This window comes from Sporosarcina sp. FSL W8-0480 (assembly GCF_037963765.1).
Classification (GTDB): Bacteria; Bacillota; Bacilli; order Bacillales_A; family Planococcaceae; genus Sporosarcina.
The window spans coordinates 2,323,580-2,343,121 of record NZ_CP150166.1; the positions used below are offsets into that span (position 1 = coordinate 2,323,580).

The window sequence follows — 19,542 nt, forward strand, 5'->3', positions numbered from 1 at the left end:
GCATAACACGATTCTTCATATCTTCCGACAACGGATCATCCCGGTTAGCAGCATTTTAGAAAGGACGATTTTTTACATTAATTCACTTTTTAGTTCCTTTAATTATAAACCACACTTCAACTGTGCATTACAGTTCGTACATGTATTACATCCACCCATTTCCTCAACGGTGCCTTGCCTACATACAGGGCATGTATCGCCCACTTCAGAGCCGATTGTGACATTAGTTGAACGTAAGTCCTGAACTGTATTGACGAGCACGACTTTACGTTGTTCTACAACTTCTTCTACGTAATCGGAGTCCATTTCGTTTTCTTCAGCTTTTAGCGTTAATACTTGAGAGTCACGGCTACCATCGACATACACAGTGCCGCCTTTCGCTCCGCCTTTATAAAGACGTTCATATACGCTTTCTACCTGCTCGACTGTATAGCCGCGCGGTGCGTTAACAGTCTTGGAGATTGAGCTGTCAATCCAACGCTGGATGATACACTGTACATCAGCATGTGCTTCCGGTGACAAGCTCATTGATGAAATGAACCAATGAGGAAGATTGTCCGGATCTGCTTCTGGATTACGCTCTAAATACTCTTCCACGATACCCGCTTTCACCTCGATGAATTTCCCAAGACGTCCGCTGCGGTAATAAGTAAAGGAGAAATAAGGTTCAAGTCCTGTAGAAACCCCAACCATTGTTCCAGTGGATCCAGTGGGTGCAACTGTCAATAAATGGGAGTTCCTGATACCATGTTCAAGAATTGCTTCACGGATATCTTCCGGCATTTTTTTCATGAAGCCTGTGTTGATATATGCTTCACGAAGCGCTTTTGTTTCCTCATCTGTCTTGCCAATAAGGAATGGGAAGCTACCTTTTTCTTTCGCAAGCTCGATTGATTCACGGTAAGCGGTTGTCGCTATAACTTCGAACACTTTGTCGACAAGTTCATTGCCTTCTTCTGAACCATACTCTTTTTCACAGTAGATCAGTAGATCGGCAAGTCCCATAACACCAAGTCCGACACGACGCTCACCAAGGGCTTGTACTTTATTTTCTTCAAGGAAATATGGTGTCGCATCGATTACGTTGTCCTGCATGCGAACTCCGACACGAACGGTTTCTTTCAATTTTTCGTAGTTTACTGTCTTTGTTTCTTTATCAGCGAATTCTGCAAGGTTTACAGCAGCTAAATTACACACACTGTAAGGAGCAAGTGGTTGCTCGCCACAAGGGTTTGTTGCTACGACTTGCTGGCCGTATGCTTTTGCATTCGTTTCGCTATTTGCATTATCGATAAAGAAAATTCCCGGTTCTGCCGAGTATGTCGCACAAATGTTGATAAGATCCCATAGTGCACGCGCTTTGATTGTCCGGTATACTCGGACTTCATGTCCTTGGCGCTCCCATTCGCGTACGTCTCCGACTTTATGCCATTCCTCATTGTAAATTGCCATTTCTTCAGGAGAATATTTTTCAACGGCTGGGAAACAAAGTTCGAAATCTGCGTCTTCTTCCACAGCTTTCATGAAGTCATCTGTCAATGTGACTGAAATGTTCGCACCAGTTAGGAACTCTGGATTGTTAACGGAATACGTTCCTCCGTCACGCAATTTCGTTTCAGCGTCTCTTAAGATCGCTTCGTTGAAACCACCCATACCAGGGATTGTCCGATAGTTAAGGATTCCTTGGTACATCGCTTCCTCTTGTGTGGTTAGCGGTTTGAATTTCAGTTTTTCATTTGCAAGTTTCTTAATCAATTCATCTTCTGTATTTTCAATAAGATAACGCAGAATCCTTGGATTTTGCATTTTCGAAATGATAAATTCATAAATGTCAGGGTGCCAGTCCGCCAACATGATCATTTGTGCTCCGCGTCTAGACCCACCTTGCTCAACAAGATGTGTCAATTTTGCTATATCATCGAGCCAAGATACTGACCCGGATGATTTACCATTAACGCCACGTGCCAATGTATTTCGTGGGCGTAATGTCGAACCATTTGTTCCAACACCGCCGCCACGACTCATGATTTCCATTACTTGCTTGCGGTGATCAGAAATGCCTTCGCGTGAATCCGCTACAAACGGCATTACATAACAGTTGAAAAACGTTACTTCTGTATCTGATCCAGCACCATATAACACACGTCCTGCCGGGATGAAGTTCATCTTCGATAATTGACCATAAAACTTGTCGAAAGATGCTTTACGTTGTTCTTCCGTCTTTTCTACAGATGATAGGCCCGTTGCATTCCGTTTAGCAATCTGTTCATAGAACACTTCAAGTGGTTTTTCAATCACGTCAATTGGTCTTGTAATAATACCGGTTTCAATGCTTTCGGGATTGTCGATTGCACTCCGGTATTCTTTTTCGATCCAAATATCCGCTGTTCGATTTTTTTCGTCAAGTGCTGTAATGTAACCAAGTCCCCTTGCCGGAAACTTCGGATCTTCCTTCACTGTCAAGACAACGAAATCACCAACTTTAAGTGTTTTCTTTTCGATATCCTTAAATGAATATCGGTCAATCATGACGAGTCGGGATACACCACTGTGCTCGATTTTCATATCTTCCGTAATTGGATGAACTTGCGGGAATTCGGCAATATCTGCATTCAACCGCGTCTTGTCCAGAATCGGTTCTTGATGCTTTGAAACAATTACCATTAACGCATCCTCCTTCTGGTATTTTTTATAGCAACACAACATGTTGTGTTGAATCTATTCCCTAATCTACTACATATTGAAACCTGCTGCAACGAAAACATTTCGACAATGGAAATGAAAAAGTTGATATCATGCAGTTCGCTTAGAAAAATAATCTAAAAGGTCCAGTCTATTTCTTCATTCATTATTTGAAGAAATCAATCATAAGGACTAAACTATCAGCTACTGAAAAACTAAGTTTAACAGCACCTATTTTTCAAAACAATATTTCTATATTACCATGAACTCTTCTTACGAATAAGTATTGATTTTTACAAACTTCGTCAAATGACGATTTTTACAGTATATCAATGTTTTATTTCCATTGAAGAAGTGTCAGTCATTCTATATAATAAAACTTATACATAGAAAGGGGAAAGCGGTTGTGAATAATTACTATGTTTTAGGTGCAGTTTTACTAATTTTGATCTTATATATTGTAATCACAATGCTGCGCTTACGAAAAGCTGTTAACAATTTAACGCAAGAGCAATTTATCGAAGGGTACCGTAAAGCCCAATTGATCGATGTGAGAGAACCGAAGGAGTATGAAGCGGGACATATTTTGGGTGCACGTAATATCCCTTATTCCCAATTCCGTCAGCGCTACAAAGAAATTCGTCCGGACAAGCCTGTTTACTTGTATGACCAAAACACAGGTAAAAGTTCACGTGCTGCATTATTCCTCAAAAAGAAAGATAAAAGCTACACTCAACTTTACCAACTTCAAGGCGGTTTTCGTACTTGGACAGGAAAGGTAAAAAGCAAGTAACCATTTACTTAACGAATAAATACTTTTACACCAAGTAAAGTTCTTCCTTAGGAGGAACTTTTTCTATAACAAAAAATGAATGGAGACCTTCATGGACAAACAACAATCCTTTACTTTATTACCGGTCGAGAAATTATTTAACGACTCTCATCCTCATTATGAAAACTATGCATTCATTATTCGAACAGTCATGGAACGCTTGAATGCGCGAAAAATGCAAGATTGGAAAATCATTCACGCTGAGGAGCTCATCTCACATGCGGAATCCGTTATTGATGAATTAATGAAAAAAGGTAAATTACAATACGAATCATTAGGTCATATATATGGCACACGTCCGTCAGGAAAAGTTGAAAAAACCGATTCAGACCGCGCTTTTGAATTAAGAGTTTCTGAAACGATTGAGAATCAGCTACTCTATTTCCCCGAATACGAAGTCGCCTTTGCACAATTTCTTTACTATGTTGACAGCGGGACTACTTGGCCGGATCATCATATATTTGCCCCTTCTGCTGAAAACGTTCTGCATTTCATCAAAGATGTTAACAGATTGCAGCGTGAACAGATGAAAACGACAATTACTTATTTGGTCGATACAGATAACGGTGTCGTGAAAAAGAGCTTTGCGCAGGACCATACGATTGAGCGAGATGATGTATTTCTTCAGGAGACGATCAAAAACGATATTTATCGTTCAGTGGATGAATTCTTCAAAAATGACGGGAACTTTTATAAAGAGTACGGACTCCCGTATAAACGCGGCATTCTTCTACACGGTGCACCAGGCAACGGCAAAACGACTCTTGTCCGCTCTATTACCGGTTCAACGTCAGCACCCGTCATCTACTGGCAGATTACGGAACATACGGGCAGTTACTCAGTCGAAGAGGTGTTCAATACCGTCGCAAGGATGGCGCCTGCAATTCTCGTCATTGAAGATATTGATTCAATGCCGGAGCATACACGGAGCACATTCCTGAATACATTGGACGGTGCACGGGTGCGTGATGGCCTTTTTATCATCGGGACAACCAATTATCCGGAAAAGATCGACCCAGCCCTTATCAATCGCGCTGGACGATTTGACAGCACGTACGAAATTCCTTCTCCAACCACTGAAGTAAGAAGGGCTTATTTAAAACAATTGGACATTAAGAACCTTTTCAATGATGAGCAGCTTGACGATATGGCAAGCCGAACAAGAGGGCTATCCGTTTCCCAATTAAATGAGCTTTACATGTCAATTGCGATAAGCTTCCACTACGATGGGAAGATTGTCTATCGGCGCAGGATTGAAGATCTTCAAAAACAGCATAAGAAGTCTACAAAAGGAGATTGGGACCAAAATGGTGGTTCCATCGGATTTTAAATAACGACGATGAACAAAAATAAGGAGAGCCCCGTCCCCGGGCCTCTCCTTTTATATTTCAGTTATTACGCATTTACAAGCTCTTCTTCTTTGATGTATCGCAATACCGGTTGACGAGCTGCCTTCGTTTCATCAAGACGGTTGATGACAGTCGTATGTGGAGCTTCCTGAACAACTTCTGGAGTCTCTTCAACTTCCTTCGCGATTTGAATCATTGCATCGATGAATGAATCAAGTGTTTCTTTGGATTCTGTCTCAGTCGGCTCGATCATCATCCCCTCTTCAACATTCAACGGGAAGTAGATTGTTGGTGGATGGAAACCGAAATCTAACAGTCGTTTTGCCATATCCAAAGTGCGGACACCCAATTTCTTTTGGCGACGGCCAGAAAGTACAAACTCATGCATACAATGTTGTGTATATGGCAAATCGAAATAAGGTTGCAATTTGCGCATCATATAGTTCGCGTTTAATACCGCATATTCCGTAACAGCCTTCAAACCATCTGGACCCATTGAACGGATATACGTGTACGCACGTAGATAGATGCCGAAGTTGCCGTAGAACGGCTTAACGCGTCCGATTGATTGTGGAAGATCATATTCGAATGTATATTTGTCGTCTCGCTTCACAAGTACTGGTTTCGGTAGGAATGGTGCTAATTCACTCGTTACGCCGACCGGGCCAGAACCTGGACCACCGCCCCCGTGAGGACCAGTGAAAGTCTTATGCAAGTTCAAGTGCACAGCATCGAAGCCCATATCTCCAGGGCGTACTTTTGCCATGATGGCATTTAGGTTGGCACCGTCATAGTACATCTTGCCGCCGACTCCATGTACGATTTCGGAAATTTCAAGAACATCTCTCTCGAAAAGGCCAAGTGTATTTGGATTCGTCAACATGAATGCCGCTGTATCTTGGTCAACCTTCGATTTCAGGTCTTCAATATCAACTAATCCGAATTCATTCGTCTTAATGGTAACAGTATCAAATCCAGCTACAGTCGCAGAAGCAGGGTTCGTTCCATGAGCGGAGTCCGGGACAAGAACCTTCGTACGGTTGCTTTCTCCATTCGCTTCATGGAATGCACGGATCATCATTAACGCAGTCCACTCACCATGTGCACCTGCCGCTGGTTGAAGTGTCACTTCATCCATACCTGTAATTTCAGATAGATGCTGTTGCAGGTCATACATCATTTCCATTGCACCTTGGACAGTTGACTCATCCTGTAACGGGTGGATGTTCGCGAATCCAGGGATACGTGCAACGAACTCATTGATTTTCGGGTTGTATTTCATTGTACAAGATCCAAGTGGATAGAAACCTGTGTCAACACCATGGTTACGGTTAGATAAAGCTGTGTAATGACGCATAATATCCAACTCGGAAACTTCAGGAAGGTCAGCTGATTCCTCCCTCAGAAATCCATTTGGCAAATGGCTGGACAAATCGATTTCCGGCACATCAAGTTCCGGAAGACTATATCCGATTCGACCTTCTTTCGTAATTTCAAAAATAAGCGGTTGATTATCTTTATGCATTGGAAGCCTCCATTTCCTGCACAAGTGCATCGATTTCTTCTTTTGTACGCTGTTCAGTGACCGCGATCAAACAATGGTTGGAAAGCTCAGGATATGTCAATCCAAGATCATATCCACCGATGAATCCTTTTTCAAGAAGCTTAGCGTTTATCTCTTTTACAGATTTGTTTACTTTAACAACAATTTCATTGAAATGTGCTCCGCGGAAAGCTACTTCAAAACCTGCTTTTTCAAATGCACTTTTCGCATAAGCTGTTTTCGCGATATTTTGGTAAGCAATTTCCTTCACACCAGCTTTACCTAAAGCAGTCATCGCAACAGAAGCTGCAAGAGCGTTCAATGCTTGGTTCGAACAGATATTGGATGTAGCCTTGTCACGACGGATATGCTGCTCCCTTGCTTGAAGCGTCAATACATAACCGCGTCTGCCTTCATCGTCAGTTGTCTCCCCAACTAATCGGCCAGGCATTTTTCTCATCAGCTTTTTAGTCGATGCGAAGTAACCACAGTGAGGTCCGCCGAATTGTTCAGCAATCCCGAATGGTTGAGCATCTCCTACAGTAATGTCTGCACCCAATTTTCCTGGTGGTGTCAATACACCAAGGGAAAGCGGGTTAGCGGAGACGACAAGTAATCCACCTTTGTCATGAACCATATCACCGATTTTTTTAATATCTTCCACTTGTCCAAAGAAGTTAGGATATTGTACAAGTACACCTGCTGTATTGTCATCTAATAACTCCTCAAGCTGAGCGATATCTGTCACACCGTCTTTATGCGGGACAGTCACTACTTCGATAAATTGTCCAGCAGCATAAGCCGCCACAACATCTCTTGATTCCGGATGCACAGTTTCAGAAACAAGGATCTTCTTACGGCGAGTATGACCCGCAGCCATAGTTCCTGCTTCCGCAAGTGCAGTTCCGCCGTCATACATGGAGGAGTTCGCAATATCCATGCCAGTCAATTCACAAATCATTGTTTGGTATTCGAAGATCGCCTGCAATTCACCTTGTGAAATTTCAGGCTGATACGGTGTATATGCTGTGTAAAATTCAGAACGGGAAATTACATGGTCTACGATGATCGGCTTGTAGTGATCATATACACCAGCTCCAAGGAATGATGCATATGTACGTGCATCAGCATTCTTAGCCGCAAGTTGAGCAAGTTCCTTCGTTAATGCGGATTCGGATTTTGCCTTCTTAATATTCAATTCACCTTTAAAACGGGCTTTTTCAGGAATATCTTCAAAAAGTTCATCAACGGTCGCTACGCCGATTGCTGACAGCATTTCTTCGCGATCTTTATCCGTCATAGGAATATAACGATGCTTGAGCTTCATGTCCACATATCTCCTCTTCATTCAATTATCGTTTATAAAATGGTGTTGCAATTAATACTGCTTTCAAGCGCTTGCTTCGAACTTCCACTTCTACTTCCGTTCCAACTGCTGTATGTTCGGTTGACAGGAGTGCGAAACCGATATTCTTTTTCAAAGTCGGGGACTGCGTACCAGTTGTAACTTCTCCGATCTCCTGATCGCCGACATACACCTTATAACCCGTACGTGGAATTCCTTTATCTATCATTTCAAGGCCAACAAGTTTTCTTGATACGCCTTCTTCTTTTTGTTTAGTCAATACTTCTTTGCCAATGAAATCTGCTTCCTTATTCACCTTCACAACAAAGCCTAAGCCTGCTTCAAGCGGGGAAATATCTTTCGATAACTCTTGGCCATAAAGAGGTAACCCTGCCTCAAAGCGGAGGGTATCACGTGCACCTAATCCAGCTGGGACAACGCCTTCCTCCTCCCCAGCTTTAAGGATGATCGGCCAAAGAGCAACAATGGATTCTGGAGATCCATAAATTTCAAAGCCGTCCTCACCTGTATAACCTGTACGGGAAATTAAGACATTGTGGCCAGAAACATCGACGTTCTCTTTAAAACGGAAGAATTTGATTTCATCTAAAGGTTCAGACGTCAATTTCTGCAAGATTCCTTGCGCTTTCGGTCCTTGTAGTGCAACTAAACCAAATTCGTCAGAACGGTCATCAATGACGACATCATCAGTTGCATGTTTCTTCATCCATTCGACGTCTTTTTCAATGTTTGAAGCATTTACGACCAATAAATAGTCATTGTCTTTTCTTTTATAGATTAATAGATCATCTACGGTCCCCCCGTTCTCATAGCACATTGCAGTGTACTGTGCTTGACCGTCCTTCAGTTTTGAAACATCATTCGTAACAAGCTTTTGCAAGAAATTTAGAGCCCCATCTCCGGATACGAAAACTTCACCCATATGCGATACATCAAATAGACCTGCTTTTGTTCTAACCGCTTCATGTTCAGCTTTGATGCTTGAAAATTGAACAGGCAATTCCCAACCACCGAAATCGATTGTTTTACCGCCATACTCCTTATAGCTATCAAAAAGCGCGGTACGTTTCAGTTTCAAAGTTTCTGTCACAGCCATATTCCCCCTTAGATAATTGATAAAAAAAGACAGAAGTCCCCTTAATAATAAGAGAACCTCTGTCCTTGTACCTGAAAGTTTGACCTTGCGGCTTTCCTCGTTGGTGGCCGATAGTTCCGGCGCTCTCCAGAGATGCGTCATGGATGGGTCTTTTTACCTGAGAGATTCATAACTTGAGTTATTTGCTCCTTCGGCGACGCCTGATGCGTGCTCTCCCCTATCCAATCATCCGCGATATGCTGTTAAGTGTAAGGTATCTGAAAAAATTCTGGCAACTTCATGCCCTTTCGCCTTATATCTTAACATTTCATAAGTGGAAGCGCAATCCTTTTTAATGTAACGGTTATTTAGCGAATATTATTCATATAAATTAATCAAACGTTCGTGTTTCACTTATTCAAATTATTATTCTACGCCAATTTACGTCCTATAACTACAAAATTCGTCTATAGCCACTAATTTTTCAAACGATCGATTTGAAACGCTATATACTGAGTAATCTCTTTCAATGTCCGTTCCGCCGTCTCGACTTTGATATGTGCACTTTTGAGATAGAATGGCATCCTTTCATTGAAAATAGACTCCAACTCACCTCGCGTTGAACGTTGAACAATTGGACGGTTGATGTCCGTGGAGATTCTACGCCAAATATCTCGGAAGTTAGCATTCAGATAAAAAACGAGCCCAGTCTTTCTCATAATGCTTCTGTTTTCCTCACGCATCGCTACTCCCCCGCCCGTGGCGATGATACAAAACTCATCATGAAAATTCCGTAAGAACTCAGTTTCCATTTCCCGGAAACTCTCTTCCCCATATGCTTCGAATATTTGAGGGATCGTCATTCCGGTTCGTCCGGAAATCTCAGCATCCATATCGTAAAAGGGGATATTTAACAAAGTGCTCAACCGTCTGCCGATTGCACTCTTTCCACTCCCCATAAATCCCACCAAGTAAACTTTCTTCATTTTTTTAACCGCCTTGCCCCATAATCTTTTTCGTTTCCTTTTCGTAATACGTTTCAATTGAATCGAATGTTCTGTATAAATTACTATGCCATGAAACGAGGGTAAAAAGAAAGAGGCTTACGATAAAAAGTAAAATAAGTGCCGCTATAAGGATTATGCCTTCCTCATTTTGAATACGAGCCAATTGCAAATCTCCTCTCCCGCACACTGCCGTCAAGCATCGTCACTTTCAAAAGCAATTCATAATCCTCCACTATAAAAGCCGTTTTAGCAACATTGGTAAAAAGCGGGATATACCCTTTCTCATGGGTCGTTTTCCGAATGACAGTTTCGACCTGTCCGACTTGAATCCTTCCCCTATCATTCGTAAATGAAATGCCTCGATTTCCGAGCGAAAGTGTTAGCTCATCAACTTCAAGTAATAATTCTTGAAGGTCAATTGCAAATAGCTCCCATTCGGTCGCAAAATAATCTTCCAATTGTCGCTCGATAGGTGCTTTCCAATAGAAAAAAAGAATGACAAATTGAAGAAAAATAGCAGCGATTACTAAATGAAAGATTGACTCTAAAAATGTAAACCCTTTTTCATCCTTTAAAAGTTTATGCACTTGTTAACTTCCGTTTCTATAGAGTTATACATGACGCAAATGGAATCACCGTTCACTGACCAAGAATATGAAACCCCTTTTATATGATTTACACCTGCACTTAAACCATATGATTTATGCAGAATAGCGCCATGGTACGCTGTTTCTGCTGCATGCATTGCCAGCCGCTTCATCTCGAGCCTCGCCGACATATGGGTATAAAAAGGAAACAACGTCCCGAAAATGACCATTACAATAGCAAGAGAAAGAATTGACTCTGGCCAAGAATAGCCGTTTTCATTGATCATAAATGAGCATCCTCCCATGTTGTAACTGCAAAGTTATCCGCTTATCTCCAGTTGAAGTGCGAATGATAAGCGTTCCCGGATTGATAATATGGCCATTCGGATGGAAGTCAACCTTTTTTAGCCGATCGCCAGCAACCCATCTCATGCCATCCGGAAAATCGATGGTTGAGTACGTAACAGGGTTCGGAGTGTGCAGGCTGTATGATCTCCCAGAGTTGGGAAAAGTAATGGAAGTGTGTACCTCATGAGCAATCGCATATGCTTGAGCATGATGGATTGTTGCTATAAACGTTTGAAGTGCCTCTTCCTCGCTTTGTTTTTGAATCCAACGGTCGCCAATCGGAATGATGACGACCGTAAGGATGAGTACGACACTAAGAACTAAAAGCATTTCAAGGAAAGTGTAGCCTGATTGGTTATTTTTCAATTTCCACCAGGTTTCTTAACTGGAACTACTTTTCCATTTTCGTCAATCATTATTTCTCTATCATCTGGACATTTTGCACCTTTGGGCAAGTAATCATCCCCGAGATCACTTAGTGATGTAGGGGTTTTATGTTTTTCCATTCTGTACGCCGCAATCTGGCCCTCCACCATTTGCATATAGGCTTCACAACCTTTTTCATCTATGGTCTTTGCATGTTTAGACACATTCGGTACAGCTATCAACACCAATACCGAAATTATCAACAACACAATCATCATCTCTATCAACGTGAATCCTTGCTCGCTTTTAATAAACTTCAATTTATCCTCCCCTTAAATTTTATCGAACATGCCATATACCGGTAATAGCAATGCCAAATAAGCGGATAAAATACATATGGCCAGTATTGTAAATAAAATCGGTTGCAACATTGATAGCCACTTTCCCATCTCTTCTTCAACCATCTCATTCAGTTTTTCACTATAGATAATAAGTTCTTTCGCAAGGTGTCCCGTATCGGAACCATGCTTCGCATATGCACCTAAGTCATCAAGAAGGCTGTTAGTCAAATGGATTGCTTGATCGAATGATTCGCCGTAAACGACATGTTTCTTAATCACGCCTGCCACTTCGCTCATGATGGGGTCCACTTCTTGTTCAACCAATACGTCAAGGGCATCCTGCATTGATAGCCCGGATTGCAATAGGCTTCCGATCTCACCCGCGAAATCCCGTGTGTTAAGTTTTGTAAAAAAACGCCCGATTATGGGAATCTTCAATAGAAAGCCGATTTTGGAAGATGGCAAAAGCTTCCGGTAGAATAGCGTCCCGACCACCGCCACTATAAACACCACTAAAACAGAAGCGATGATAACGTCAGGAATTTTGGAGACAATAATAGGTAGCATCTCAACGAATCCAGTCCCTGCTTCATTTCTTGATACGGATAATGCCTGCAAATTTGGCAGGAAGTAGTTTCGATAGCCTACAAGCAATATTGTCATGAAGAAAAAAAGGACTACTGGATAAAGAAGGAGACTTCTTAATTTTTTTCTTCTCTCATCGGTCCTTTTCAGCCGTTCGGCAATCCCCTTCAATGTTTCTGCCAATCGCCCATCTACTTCAGAAACAATAACCGGCAAAAGGACGCTTGGCGAAAATCCAAGCCTTTCGAGAATTGACGTAATCCCTTGTCCGCTTTTTAAATCAGACTCCACTTGACTCAGGAGGTCCGAATAATTTTTCGCATGATGAGGCAGTAACAAAATAAGACCATCATGAAATGTATAACCTTCCTGTAATAAAATCGATAGTCTTTCTAAAAAGGCAGAACGGTTATCAATACTTTGCGATATGCCAAAGAAAACCATGAACCCTTTCTTAGCCATATGTCTCTACACTTTGTCTGCCATATTTCTTTAAGAGCGATTCCATTTTCATCTCTCGTGGGATGGATACCTTTTCTCCCTTACTAATCGATTCGGCTATAGTGTCCAATAAATTCCCTTGGACGATTTCAAATACTACGCCTGCACTTCCATCGTTTTTCTGTATCAAGCGCTGCGCAGAGATGCAGACAATCGTCTGTCGCAGCTCTTCCGGTGTGATTCCGAAATCCATTAATCTGTAAAAGCAGCCTTCCGGATCCTTTGAATGGACCGTAGTCAACACAAGATGTCCTGTTAAAGCAGCCGCTACCGCGGTCTTCGCGGTTTCCGCATCTCTAATTTCACCAATCATAATAACATCAGGCGAATGCCTTAGAATTGCTTTCAAACCAGCCGCATACGTCATGCCGGATCTTTCATTCACTTCGATTTGCAGCAAATGGGCATGATTATTTTCTACCGGGTCTTCTAATGTGATGACATGCCTTTCCAAATGATTGACGCAATGTGCAGTTAGTGAGTAAATAGTTGTCGTTTTTCCACTGCCGGTTGGCCCAGTGATGATAATTAGCCCTTGCTGTTCCTGGATAGCATAACGAAATTTTTGTTCCCAAATTGGGTCGATGCATAATTTTTCAAGGGGCAAAATTCTATCATGCCTTTGCAATCGTATGACGACGCTTTCTTTCATATGGATGGATGGAATCGTTGAAACGCGAAACGAGTAATTTTTATCATGTACTTTTTTATGAAATGAGCCACTTTGAGGTTTACGTTTATCGCTAATATCTAATGATGAAAGGAATTTGTAAAAGGAGATCATACGGGTGGCCAACTGTGGGGGATATGTGCCAGCCCGCTCTAATTTCGAATTCTTTTTGAAACGCACATCATAACCTTCACGCATCGGAACAAGATGGATATCGGTCGCATCATTGAATACTGCACGTTCCAAAAGTTCAAGGCATTTTATTTCAATGAGGTTAGTACGCATTTCCATTGAACACCCCTCTTTCGAATGTAGGGGCGAAAGACCGCTTTTCACCTTATCGTGAGTATACGATGAAATGTTTTATAAAGGAATAGCTTGACGCAAACTCGAAGTTTATATGCCGTTTTCGGGCCTTTAGAAATTTTAAACCGCATTTTCCATAGCAAATTTAAATTTCACTATCTTTCCAAACAACTCCAATCCATCCATTTGTCACAATGTTGACTTGTTAAGAGTTTACTTTTCAAGTTACTATCCATTATAATGAATAGGAGATCTTTGAACTGTTTCATGTTAAGGAGGGGCGCACTTATGGATAATATGTTCAAGCTATGCGGTTTTTGGACGGGTATTTTCGCTGTTATGTTTTTCGTCGGTGGAATGATGCCAGCAACCGTTATATTCGTAGCCAGCACTATTTTCTTCCTGTTGCTTGGATATTTGAACCTTACAGAGCGTATGTATATGTACATGTTCGGAGCTTACCTAATGATTTTCATGGTAGGATTCAGCTACTACTCAACATTCATTCATGTACAAGGCGGTCATTAATCAAGAGTTGTTGATCGTCCAAAAAAAACAGCCATTTGGCTGTTCAGACTGTAGACAAACACCATGAATTTGGGTGTTTGCCTACAGTCTTTTTTCTGAGATAAAGCTAACAGTGTTGATTTCCGCTGCGAGCGGACGCTTTCCGCGGGCACGGCTTCAGCCGCTTCCCTCGCTGCGCTCAGTCCAGGGTCTTCAGCTCGCGCTGTTCCCGCAGGAGTCGCCGCTCTCCGCTCCAATCAACGGAGCTCCCTACTAACCAAATGAGGTGATGGATATGATGACGAAGAATCAAATTAATGAACGTGAACAGTTGGAGATGCTAACCATTGAGCAGTTGGTTCCTCACGACCATATTGTGCGAAAACTGGATGCGGCCCTTGATTTTTCCTTCATCTATACAAAAACCCAGCCATTGCCAACTTCCTTTTAGAGAATCAGATACTTCCTGCACTTCCGCACAAACGACCAATGACGAAGGAAGGCTTTTTCAGAAAACACGAGTATGTCCATGACGAGCATTACGACTGCTATCTCTGTCCCGAAGGACAGGTGCTAACCTACCGAACAACTACGAAGAAAGAATACAGCCAGTATGCATCGACTCCTTCCATATGTGAAGCATGTCCAGTGATTAGCCAATATACTGCGAATAAGAATCACCAAAAGATGATTCTACGTCATATCTGGCAAGATTATTTGGATGTAGCTGAAGATTTGCGTCACAATCATGAAATTAAAGAAATATATGGAACGCGCAAAGAGACAATTGAACGTGTCTTTGCCGATGCCAAAGAAAAGCATGGCATGCGATGGACAACCCTAAGGGGACTTAAAAAATTGTCCATGCAGGCGATGCTAACTTTTGCTGCCATAAATTTGAAGAAGCTGGCCAGTTGTACATGGAAAGCTCCGATTGTGGAGGCTGAAATGATGCCCCTGTCTTAAAGGATCTCCAGTTGATTGGAGTGCAGGGCGGCGACTCCTGGGGGATCAGCGCAGCGTGAAGACCCCGCAGGAAAAGCCGTTACGAAGAACGGCTTTTGCGACCAAAAGCGAAGCGTTGGGAGCACATCCGAGGAGGCTGAGGGCAAGCCCCCCGGAAAGCGTCCGCCCGGAACGGAAATCAACGTTATTTCAGCTACTAATAGTTAAAATGTAGAAAAGGGTTGGAAATCTATGAATTCCAACCCTTTTGTCTACAGTCTGAAACAGCCAAATAGCTGTTTTTTTATTTCAGAAACGGATTCGATACTTTTTCATCACCTACGGTTGTCGCCAGGCCATGCCCTGGATATACTTTGAAGTTATCAGGCAATGACAAAAGCTTTCCTTGGATTGAATTGAGCAATGTATTTGTATCTCCATTGGGCAGATCCGTTCGCCCTATACTTTGTTTGAATAGTGTATCTCCAACGACAGCGAATTGTGCATCTGTAAAAACAAATGACACACTGCCGGGTGAATGTCCTGGTGTATGTCGGACTTCAAATTGAAACGGTCCTATTTTTAATGGGCCATCCTGTAAAAAGTGATCGGCCGCCTTATTTGCAACGAGTGGCAACCCAGGATACCTTGACGAACCGTTCAGATCCGGATTCATCAGCCAATATTGTTCTTCCCGATGTATATAGACCGGAATGGAGTAATGATTTCTAACTTCATCTACCGCTCCAATATGATCAAAATGTGCATGCGTCAAAAGAATAGCTAAAGGTTTACCATTCCTAGTTTCGATTTTTTCGATAATCTTGCTTCCCTCTTCTCCGGGATCCACAACCAAGCATTGTCCTTCACTGTCTTCAATAATATAGCAGTTCGTTTGAATCGGCCCTAATGGATATGTACGTATTTTTAACATCTTACCAACCTCCTTTAAGTAATAATAATGAAGATGGATACCGTTTTCAAACAAACGTCACTTATATGCCTCGACAAAGTCCTTATTAACCAGTACAATAAGAGAGGAATATTGCTAAATCGGCATTCATTTTTTCTCTATTTGAAAGGAGTGTCTTCATAATGAACGCAAGTTTAATTTTAATGGTAATCTTCGGCTTGGTGGCGATTCTTTCCGTTGTCGGAACTGTACAAGGTTTTAAAGAGCGCAATATCCTAAGCATCGTGTTCAATTTAGCGGCTGCTGTTATCTTTGGCGGTTTCACAATTGCAACAGTAGTTTTCGGAGGATACCCGGCAACTCTACATTAATTCAAATTGGTAAAAAACATCCCCTGCACTTGGTTGCAGAGGATGTTTTTTATTTGTCAAATTCTATCCAATTCAATCTTTCGCCAGATTCAACATCTATTACTTCTTCAAAAGTGTAGCCATTTAAACACCTTTTACCGGTTGGAGAACATGCGAGCGAGTCTGCATCCAATCCTTCGATAATAATTTTCGAATTGCCGACTTCTTGAAGATATAAATTAAACTGTGAACTAAGCTCATCTAACTGCCCGCTTTTTGAAGCTGCTTTATACAGAAAACTTTCTCCATTAATCCATTCAACTTCAGGAACAACCCATTCCGAATAATTGCTGACTGGTGGCATTATCCAATTTGCTAACATAGTTCCATCACCATCGCGTAATGAATATGTGAAATTATCAGATTCAAGGGACTGGACTATCAGTAGCTTATTTTCATACGTATCAAAGTAAATGACATTTCCTGCAGTTAGAGTTTCCGTCTCCCCTGTTGCACTATTTAAAATCTGTACCTCTCCGCCATCAAGGGGATGTTCCGAAAAGAGCATATTGGCAATTCGATTATCATCTATCCATTTTGGAAACGGATCATCCATCTCGATAACCGAAAGTCCTTCTGTATGTCCATTAAATACGAAGAGATCAAAAGACCAATCTTCATGAAAAGCCGTAAATAATATTTTCTCCGGGTCCAAATCATTCCATTCAATCGCCAATTCTGTTGAAGTGATTTCAACTTGATGTTGAACGACCCCGTCCATTGAAACCACTTTAACAACCGCAAGATCCGATTGGTCACTCGTATGTACAAGCAAATAATCCAATGAAGGATGAACGATAATATCCGTTATGAAAGACTCATCTTCATAAACAAGATTCGATTCCCCAGTTTTTAGGTTAAACGATTTAACTTGATAAACCCCATTTCTCATTTCCACGTAAAGGATTTCAGAATCTGTTAGCCAGTCTGCAACAAAGTGAAACGAAGAGGGATCCGCTTTGAAAATGCGAAGTGAATTATTGTTTTCATCAACTATTTCTTCAATTGGTTCATCGATTGGATCATTAATCGGTTCACTTGGTTTTCCAAGTCCCTGTTGTTCAACTTTTTCCTTTTTAGTTGTACAACCCGTCAAAGCGATTAACACCAATAGAAGCAAGATTATTAGTCTTTTCAATACGTCCCCTCCCCTCCGTCCTTATATCCTTATAAAAAAACTGCACGGGAAACGAACCCGTGCAGAACTTAGTCTTAGTCGTTTTAATGCATCTTTGTCTTCGACTTTTCCTGGTCACCATCTGTGAATCTGAGTAAGTCTCCATTGATGATTAAATCGGAATAGTCAAGTTCAGTTGTGGCGCGTTCAACGTAAGGCTCACAAGCTCCATAATCTGTTTCTTCTCCTGTAGAGATATCATAACACACTTCATGAGCGAAAATATTGTTTTCCGTCACCAATCGTCCGTCCCTGAAAATGATAAAAGGTTCATGATCTGGAGAGAAAACGTCGGCACCCATTTGCATATCTTCTTTGGTGTCAATTCCTAACAAATGCAAGATTGTTGGTCTTAAATCCATTTGGCCTGATAACTCATCCATCGTTTTACCTTTACCGTATCCAGGTATATGGACGAACATTGGAACTTTTTGCAATTCAACATTATCAAAAGGCGTAATTTCTTTATCCAAATACATACCCATTGCCTTATTATGATTTTCCGAGATACCATAATGATCCCCATACATCACAATAATAGAGTTATCGTACAAACCGCTTTTCTTCAAGTCATCAAAGAATATCTTTAACGCTTCATCCATATAGCGGACTGATTGGAAATACTTGTTTAACGTTTTCGAATTTGAATCATACTGCGGAATCAGCATATCCTCTTCATCCAAATCGAAAGGATGGTGATTCGTTAATGTGATTAAACGAGTTGCAAACGGTTGTGGCATTTCTTTCATCAATTCCACGGATTGCTCTAAAAACGGGATGTCCTTCATACCCCAGTTTACCGCTTCGCCTTCACCGATTTCATAGCTTTCTACGTCATAGAACTTCTGGGTGCCAAGTGCTTGGTACATAATATCCCTGTTCCAGAAGCTACGGTTATTGGCATGCATGACACTTGTAAAATACCCATTGTCACCAAGCTTTTCAGATAATGAGTTAAACGTGTTTCCGCTGTTTGTAAAGAAAACAGCGCCTCCATTTCTTCCATATAAAGAGTTTTCCAATATGAATTCGGAGTCGGAAGTTTTACCAAGTCCTGTTTGGTGATAAAAGTTATTAAAATAGAATGTATCTTTGTCTTTTGTCAAGCTATTTAGGAATGGTGTGATTTCATGCTCATACATCTTATTATTAATAACAAAGTTTTGAAGCGATTCCATAGACACAATGATCAAGTTACGACCTTCTGCCGCACCAAACATTTTGGGATTTGGTTCTGCATAATTTGCATTAATATAGTTTGCGACCTCGGTCAACTCACTACCATCCGCCAAAGCACGTTGTGCATGTGTTTTCGATTGAATGAACAAATCATAGATATGATAGTTGTACGTACCGATATTTTTCACAAGGAGTTCCCTGTCGAAACTTCTTGTTAAAAGTTGAGGTCTTTGAGCCTCAGATAACGCTAAATTCACCATCAAAATTGTAGCAGCTACAACAAAATAAAGCTTACGGCCAATATTACGGCGCCTTAAAGCACTTTCCCTCTGAGGGATGAATTTGATAGCTAATGCAATGATAATTACATCTGTAAAAAAGAAGATGTCTGTTAAATGCATGTTCGCAGTTGCCGAGGAAGAGAGATCCCCGAAATTATTTGTTTGGAACAATAACGGTAATGTGATGAAATCACTGAAAAACCTATAGAACACCGCATTACTGAACATAATAATAGATGTTATTAAGCTAATTGAAAATATATAGATATTTTTACGTTTCGTACTCTTTATGAATAGCGCGAGGCCATACAGGAATAATAGAAAACTTAATGGATTAATGAACAATATTAGTTCCTGTATCATATTATCAATTTTCATATTGAAGCTAGTAATGTAGCCTATATATGTTGTGAGCCATGTAGCGACAATTGCAATGCCGAGTACGGAATGTTTGGGCCACGTTACTTTTTTCATACTTTATCTTCCTTTCACTCTTGAAGCTTTTTGTAATTTCACCCTATCAATTGTACATGCACTACATATTATAGACGGATAAGAGGAGAAAAAGTTGC

Annotated in this window: 20 protein-coding genes, 1 pseudogene and 1 riboswitch; of the genes and pseudogenes, 6 read left to right on the forward strand and 15 right to left on the reverse strand. The window is 41.2% G+C overall.

Annotated elements, in window-relative coordinates; translation table 11 throughout:
• Positions 1–102: 102 nt before the first annotated feature.
• Positions 103–2,664 carry a vitamin B12-dependent ribonucleotide reductase gene (locus tag NSQ43_RS12065; protein ID WP_339250514.1) on the reverse strand — a complete coding sequence of 854 codons (2,562 nt, stop codon included), beginning with the start codon at positions 2,662–2,664 and terminating at the stop codon, positions 103–105.
• 424 nt (positions 2,665–3,088) lie between these two features.
• Here NSQ43_RS12065 and NSQ43_RS12070 point away from each other — a divergent pair, with 424 nt between their 5' ends.
• Positions 3,089–3,475 carry a rhodanese-like domain-containing protein gene (locus NSQ43_RS12070; RefSeq protein ID WP_339250516.1) on the forward strand — a complete coding sequence of 129 codons (387 nt, stop codon included), beginning with the start codon at positions 3,089–3,091 and terminating at the stop codon, positions 3,473–3,475.
• Between the two features lie 91 nt (positions 3,476–3,566).
• The gene (locus NSQ43_RS12075) at positions 3,567–4,844 is read left to right on the forward strand and encodes an ATP-binding protein (protein WP_339250518.1); all 1,278 of its coding nucleotides are present in this window, start codon (positions 3,567–3,569) and stop codon (positions 4,842–4,844) included.
• Positions 4,845–4,909: 65 nt separating this feature from the next.
• Here NSQ43_RS12075 and gcvPB read toward each other — a convergent pair whose 3' ends face one another.
• From gcvPB to comGA, 11 genes are all read right to left on the reverse strand, one after another.
• Positions 4,910–6,388: an aminomethyl-transferring glycine dehydrogenase subunit GcvPB gene (gcvPB, locus tag NSQ43_RS12080; protein ID WP_339250520.1), complete on the reverse strand. Its 1,479-nt coding sequence runs from the start codon at positions 6,386–6,388 to the stop codon at positions 4,910–4,912.
• Positions 6,381–7,733, reverse strand: a complete 1,353-nt coding sequence (gene gcvPA, locus NSQ43_RS12085) for an aminomethyl-transferring glycine dehydrogenase subunit GcvPA (protein ID WP_339250521.1) — start codon at positions 7,731–7,733, stop codon at positions 6,381–6,383. The genes gcvPB and gcvPA overlap by 8 nt, the downstream gene beginning before the upstream one ends.
• 25 nt (positions 7,734–7,758) lie before the next feature.
• Complete coding sequence (gcvT, locus tag NSQ43_RS12090) at positions 7,759–8,868, reverse strand: glycine cleavage system aminomethyltransferase GcvT (protein WP_339250523.1); 1,110 nt, start codon at positions 8,866–8,868, stop codon at positions 7,759–7,761.
• Between the two features lie 135 nt (positions 8,869–9,003).
• Positions 9,004–9,097, reverse strand: a riboswitch (glycine riboswitch).
• Positions 9,098–9,323: 226 nt separating this feature from the next.
• Complete coding sequence (locus NSQ43_RS12095; RefSeq protein ID WP_339250525.1) at positions 9,324–9,833, reverse strand: shikimate kinase; 510 nt, start codon at positions 9,831–9,833, stop codon at positions 9,324–9,326.
• Between the two features lie 4 nt (positions 9,834–9,837).
• Positions 9,838–10,017: a hypothetical protein gene (locus NSQ43_RS12100; RefSeq protein WP_339250527.1), complete on the reverse strand. Its 180-nt coding sequence runs from the start codon at positions 10,015–10,017 to the stop codon at positions 9,838–9,840.
• Positions 9,998–10,441, reverse strand: coding sequence for a ComGF family competence protein (locus NSQ43_RS12105; protein WP_339250529.1), 444 nt, complete (start codon positions 10,439–10,441; stop codon positions 9,998–10,000). The genes NSQ43_RS12100 and NSQ43_RS12105 overlap by 20 nt, the downstream gene beginning before the upstream one ends.
• A complete protein-coding gene (locus NSQ43_RS12110) occupies positions 10,426–10,728 on the reverse strand; it encodes a hypothetical protein (RefSeq protein WP_339250531.1) in 303 nt (100 codons plus the stop codon). Before NSQ43_RS12110 ends, NSQ43_RS12105 begins: the two co-directional genes overlap by 16 nt.
• On the reverse strand, positions 10,718–11,155 hold the full coding sequence (comGD, locus tag NSQ43_RS12115; protein ID WP_339250533.1) for a competence type IV pilus minor pilin ComGD: 438 nt from the start codon (positions 11,153–11,155) through the stop codon (positions 10,718–10,720). The genes NSQ43_RS12110 and comGD overlap by 11 nt, the downstream gene beginning before the upstream one ends.
• Positions 11,152–11,475, reverse strand: coding sequence for a competence type IV pilus major pilin ComGC (comGC, locus tag NSQ43_RS12120; RefSeq protein WP_339250535.1), 324 nt, complete (start codon positions 11,473–11,475; stop codon positions 11,152–11,154). The genes comGD and comGC overlap by 4 nt, the downstream gene beginning before the upstream one ends.
• A 12-nt stretch (positions 11,476–11,487) precedes the next feature.
• Positions 11,488–12,543 (reverse strand): competence type IV pilus assembly protein ComGB, encoded by a 1,056-nt coding sequence (comGB, locus tag NSQ43_RS12125; protein ID WP_339250537.1) that lies wholly within the window; start codon positions 12,541–12,543, stop codon positions 11,488–11,490.
• On the reverse strand, positions 12,536–13,543 hold the full coding sequence (comGA, locus tag NSQ43_RS12130) for a competence type IV pilus ATPase ComGA (RefSeq protein ID WP_339250539.1): 1,008 nt from the start codon (positions 13,541–13,543) through the stop codon (positions 12,536–12,538). The genes comGB and comGA overlap by 8 nt, the downstream gene beginning before the upstream one ends.
• A 303-nt stretch (positions 13,544–13,846) precedes the next feature.
• On the opposite strand from comGA, the gene NSQ43_RS12135 reads away from it, so the two are divergent.
• The 3 genes and pseudogenes from NSQ43_RS12135 to NSQ43_RS12145 form a co-directional block, all read left to right on the forward strand.
• Complete coding sequence (locus NSQ43_RS12135; protein ID WP_339250541.1) at positions 13,847–14,086, forward strand: DUF2626 family protein; 240 nt, start codon at positions 13,847–13,849, stop codon at positions 14,084–14,086.
• Between the two features lie 277 nt (positions 14,087–14,363).
• On the forward strand, positions 14,364–14,516 hold the full coding sequence (locus tag NSQ43_RS12140) for a hypothetical protein (RefSeq protein WP_339250543.1): 153 nt from the start codon (positions 14,364–14,366) through the stop codon (positions 14,514–14,516).
• A pseudogene (locus NSQ43_RS12145) lies at positions 14,483–15,031 on the forward strand (transposase); the annotation flags it as partial. The gene NSQ43_RS12140 and the pseudogene NSQ43_RS12145, both read left to right, overlap by 34 nt.
• A gap of 283 nt (positions 15,032–15,314) precedes the next feature.
• On the opposite strand, the gene NSQ43_RS12150 reads toward NSQ43_RS12145, so the two are convergent.
• A complete protein-coding gene (locus tag NSQ43_RS12150) occupies positions 15,315–15,944 on the reverse strand; it encodes an MBL fold metallo-hydrolase (protein WP_339250545.1) in 630 nt (209 codons plus the stop codon).
• A gap of 161 nt (positions 15,945–16,105) precedes the next feature.
• Here NSQ43_RS12150 and NSQ43_RS12155 point away from each other — a divergent pair, with 161 nt between their 5' ends.
• On the forward strand, positions 16,106–16,294 hold the full coding sequence (locus tag NSQ43_RS12155; protein WP_339250547.1) for a DUF2759 family protein: 189 nt from the start codon (positions 16,106–16,108) through the stop codon (positions 16,292–16,294).
• Positions 16,295–16,343: 49 nt separating this feature from the next.
• On the opposite strand, the gene NSQ43_RS12160 is transcribed toward NSQ43_RS12155, so the two are convergent.
• Positions 16,344–17,471, reverse strand: coding sequence for a hypothetical protein (locus tag NSQ43_RS12160; protein ID WP_339250549.1), 1,128 nt, complete (start codon positions 17,469–17,471; stop codon positions 16,344–16,346).
• A gap of 83 nt (positions 17,472–17,554) precedes the next feature.
• The gene (locus NSQ43_RS12165) at positions 17,555–19,444 is read right to left on the reverse strand and encodes an LTA synthase family protein (protein ID WP_339250551.1); all 1,890 of its coding nucleotides are present in this window, start codon (positions 19,442–19,444) and stop codon (positions 17,555–17,557) included.
• Positions 19,445–19,542: the final 98 nt, after the last annotated feature.

Bases quoted from the DNA above. Each gene is read 5' to 3' on its own strand.
- NSQ43_RS12065 (WP_339250514.1), bottom strand. From the start codon at position 2,664: ATGGTAATTGTTTCAAAGCATCAAGAACCGATTCTGGACAAGACGCGG.
- NSQ43_RS12075 (WP_339250518.1), top strand. From the start codon at position 3,567: ATGGACAAACAACAATCCTTTACTTTATTACCGGTCGAGAAATTATTT.
- gcvPB (WP_339250520.1), bottom strand. From the start codon at position 6,388: ATGCATAAAGATAATCAACCGCTTATTTTTGAAATTACGAAAGAAGGT.
- gcvPA (WP_339250521.1), bottom strand. From the start codon at position 7,733: ATGAAGCTCAAGCATCGTTATATTCCTATGACGGATAAAGATCGCGAA.
- gcvT (WP_339250523.1), bottom strand. From the start codon at position 8,868: ATGGCTGTGACAGAAACTTTGAAACTGAAACGTACCGCGCTTTTTGAT.
- NSQ43_RS12095 (WP_339250525.1), bottom strand. From the start codon at position 9,833: ATGAAGAAAGTTTACTTGGTGGGATTTATGGGGAGTGGAAAGAGTGCA.
- NSQ43_RS12110 (WP_339250531.1), bottom strand. From the start codon at position 10,728: ATGATCAATGAAAACGGCTATTCTTGGCCAGAGTCAATTCTTTCTCTT.
- comGB (WP_339250537.1), bottom strand. From the start codon at position 12,543: ATGGCTAAGAAAGGGTTCATGGTTTTCTTTGGCATATCGCAAAGTATT.
- comGA (WP_339250539.1), bottom strand. From the start codon at position 13,543: ATGGAAATGCGTACTAACCTCATTGAAATAAAATGCCTTGAACTTTTG.
- NSQ43_RS12135 (WP_339250541.1), top strand. From the start codon at position 13,847: ATGGATAATATGTTCAAGCTATGCGGTTTTTGGACGGGTATTTTCGCT.
- NSQ43_RS12140 (WP_339250543.1), top strand. From the start codon at position 14,364: ATGACGAAGAATCAAATTAATGAACGTGAACAGTTGGAGATGCTAACC.
- NSQ43_RS12150 (WP_339250545.1), bottom strand. From the start codon at position 15,944: ATGTTAAAAATACGTACATATCCATTAGGGCCGATTCAAACGAACTGC.
- NSQ43_RS12155 (WP_339250547.1), top strand. From the start codon at position 16,106: ATGAACGCAAGTTTAATTTTAATGGTAATCTTCGGCTTGGTGGCGATT.
- NSQ43_RS12165 (WP_339250551.1), bottom strand. From the start codon at position 19,444: ATGAAAAAAGTAACGTGGCCCAAACATTCCGTACTCGGCATTGCAATT.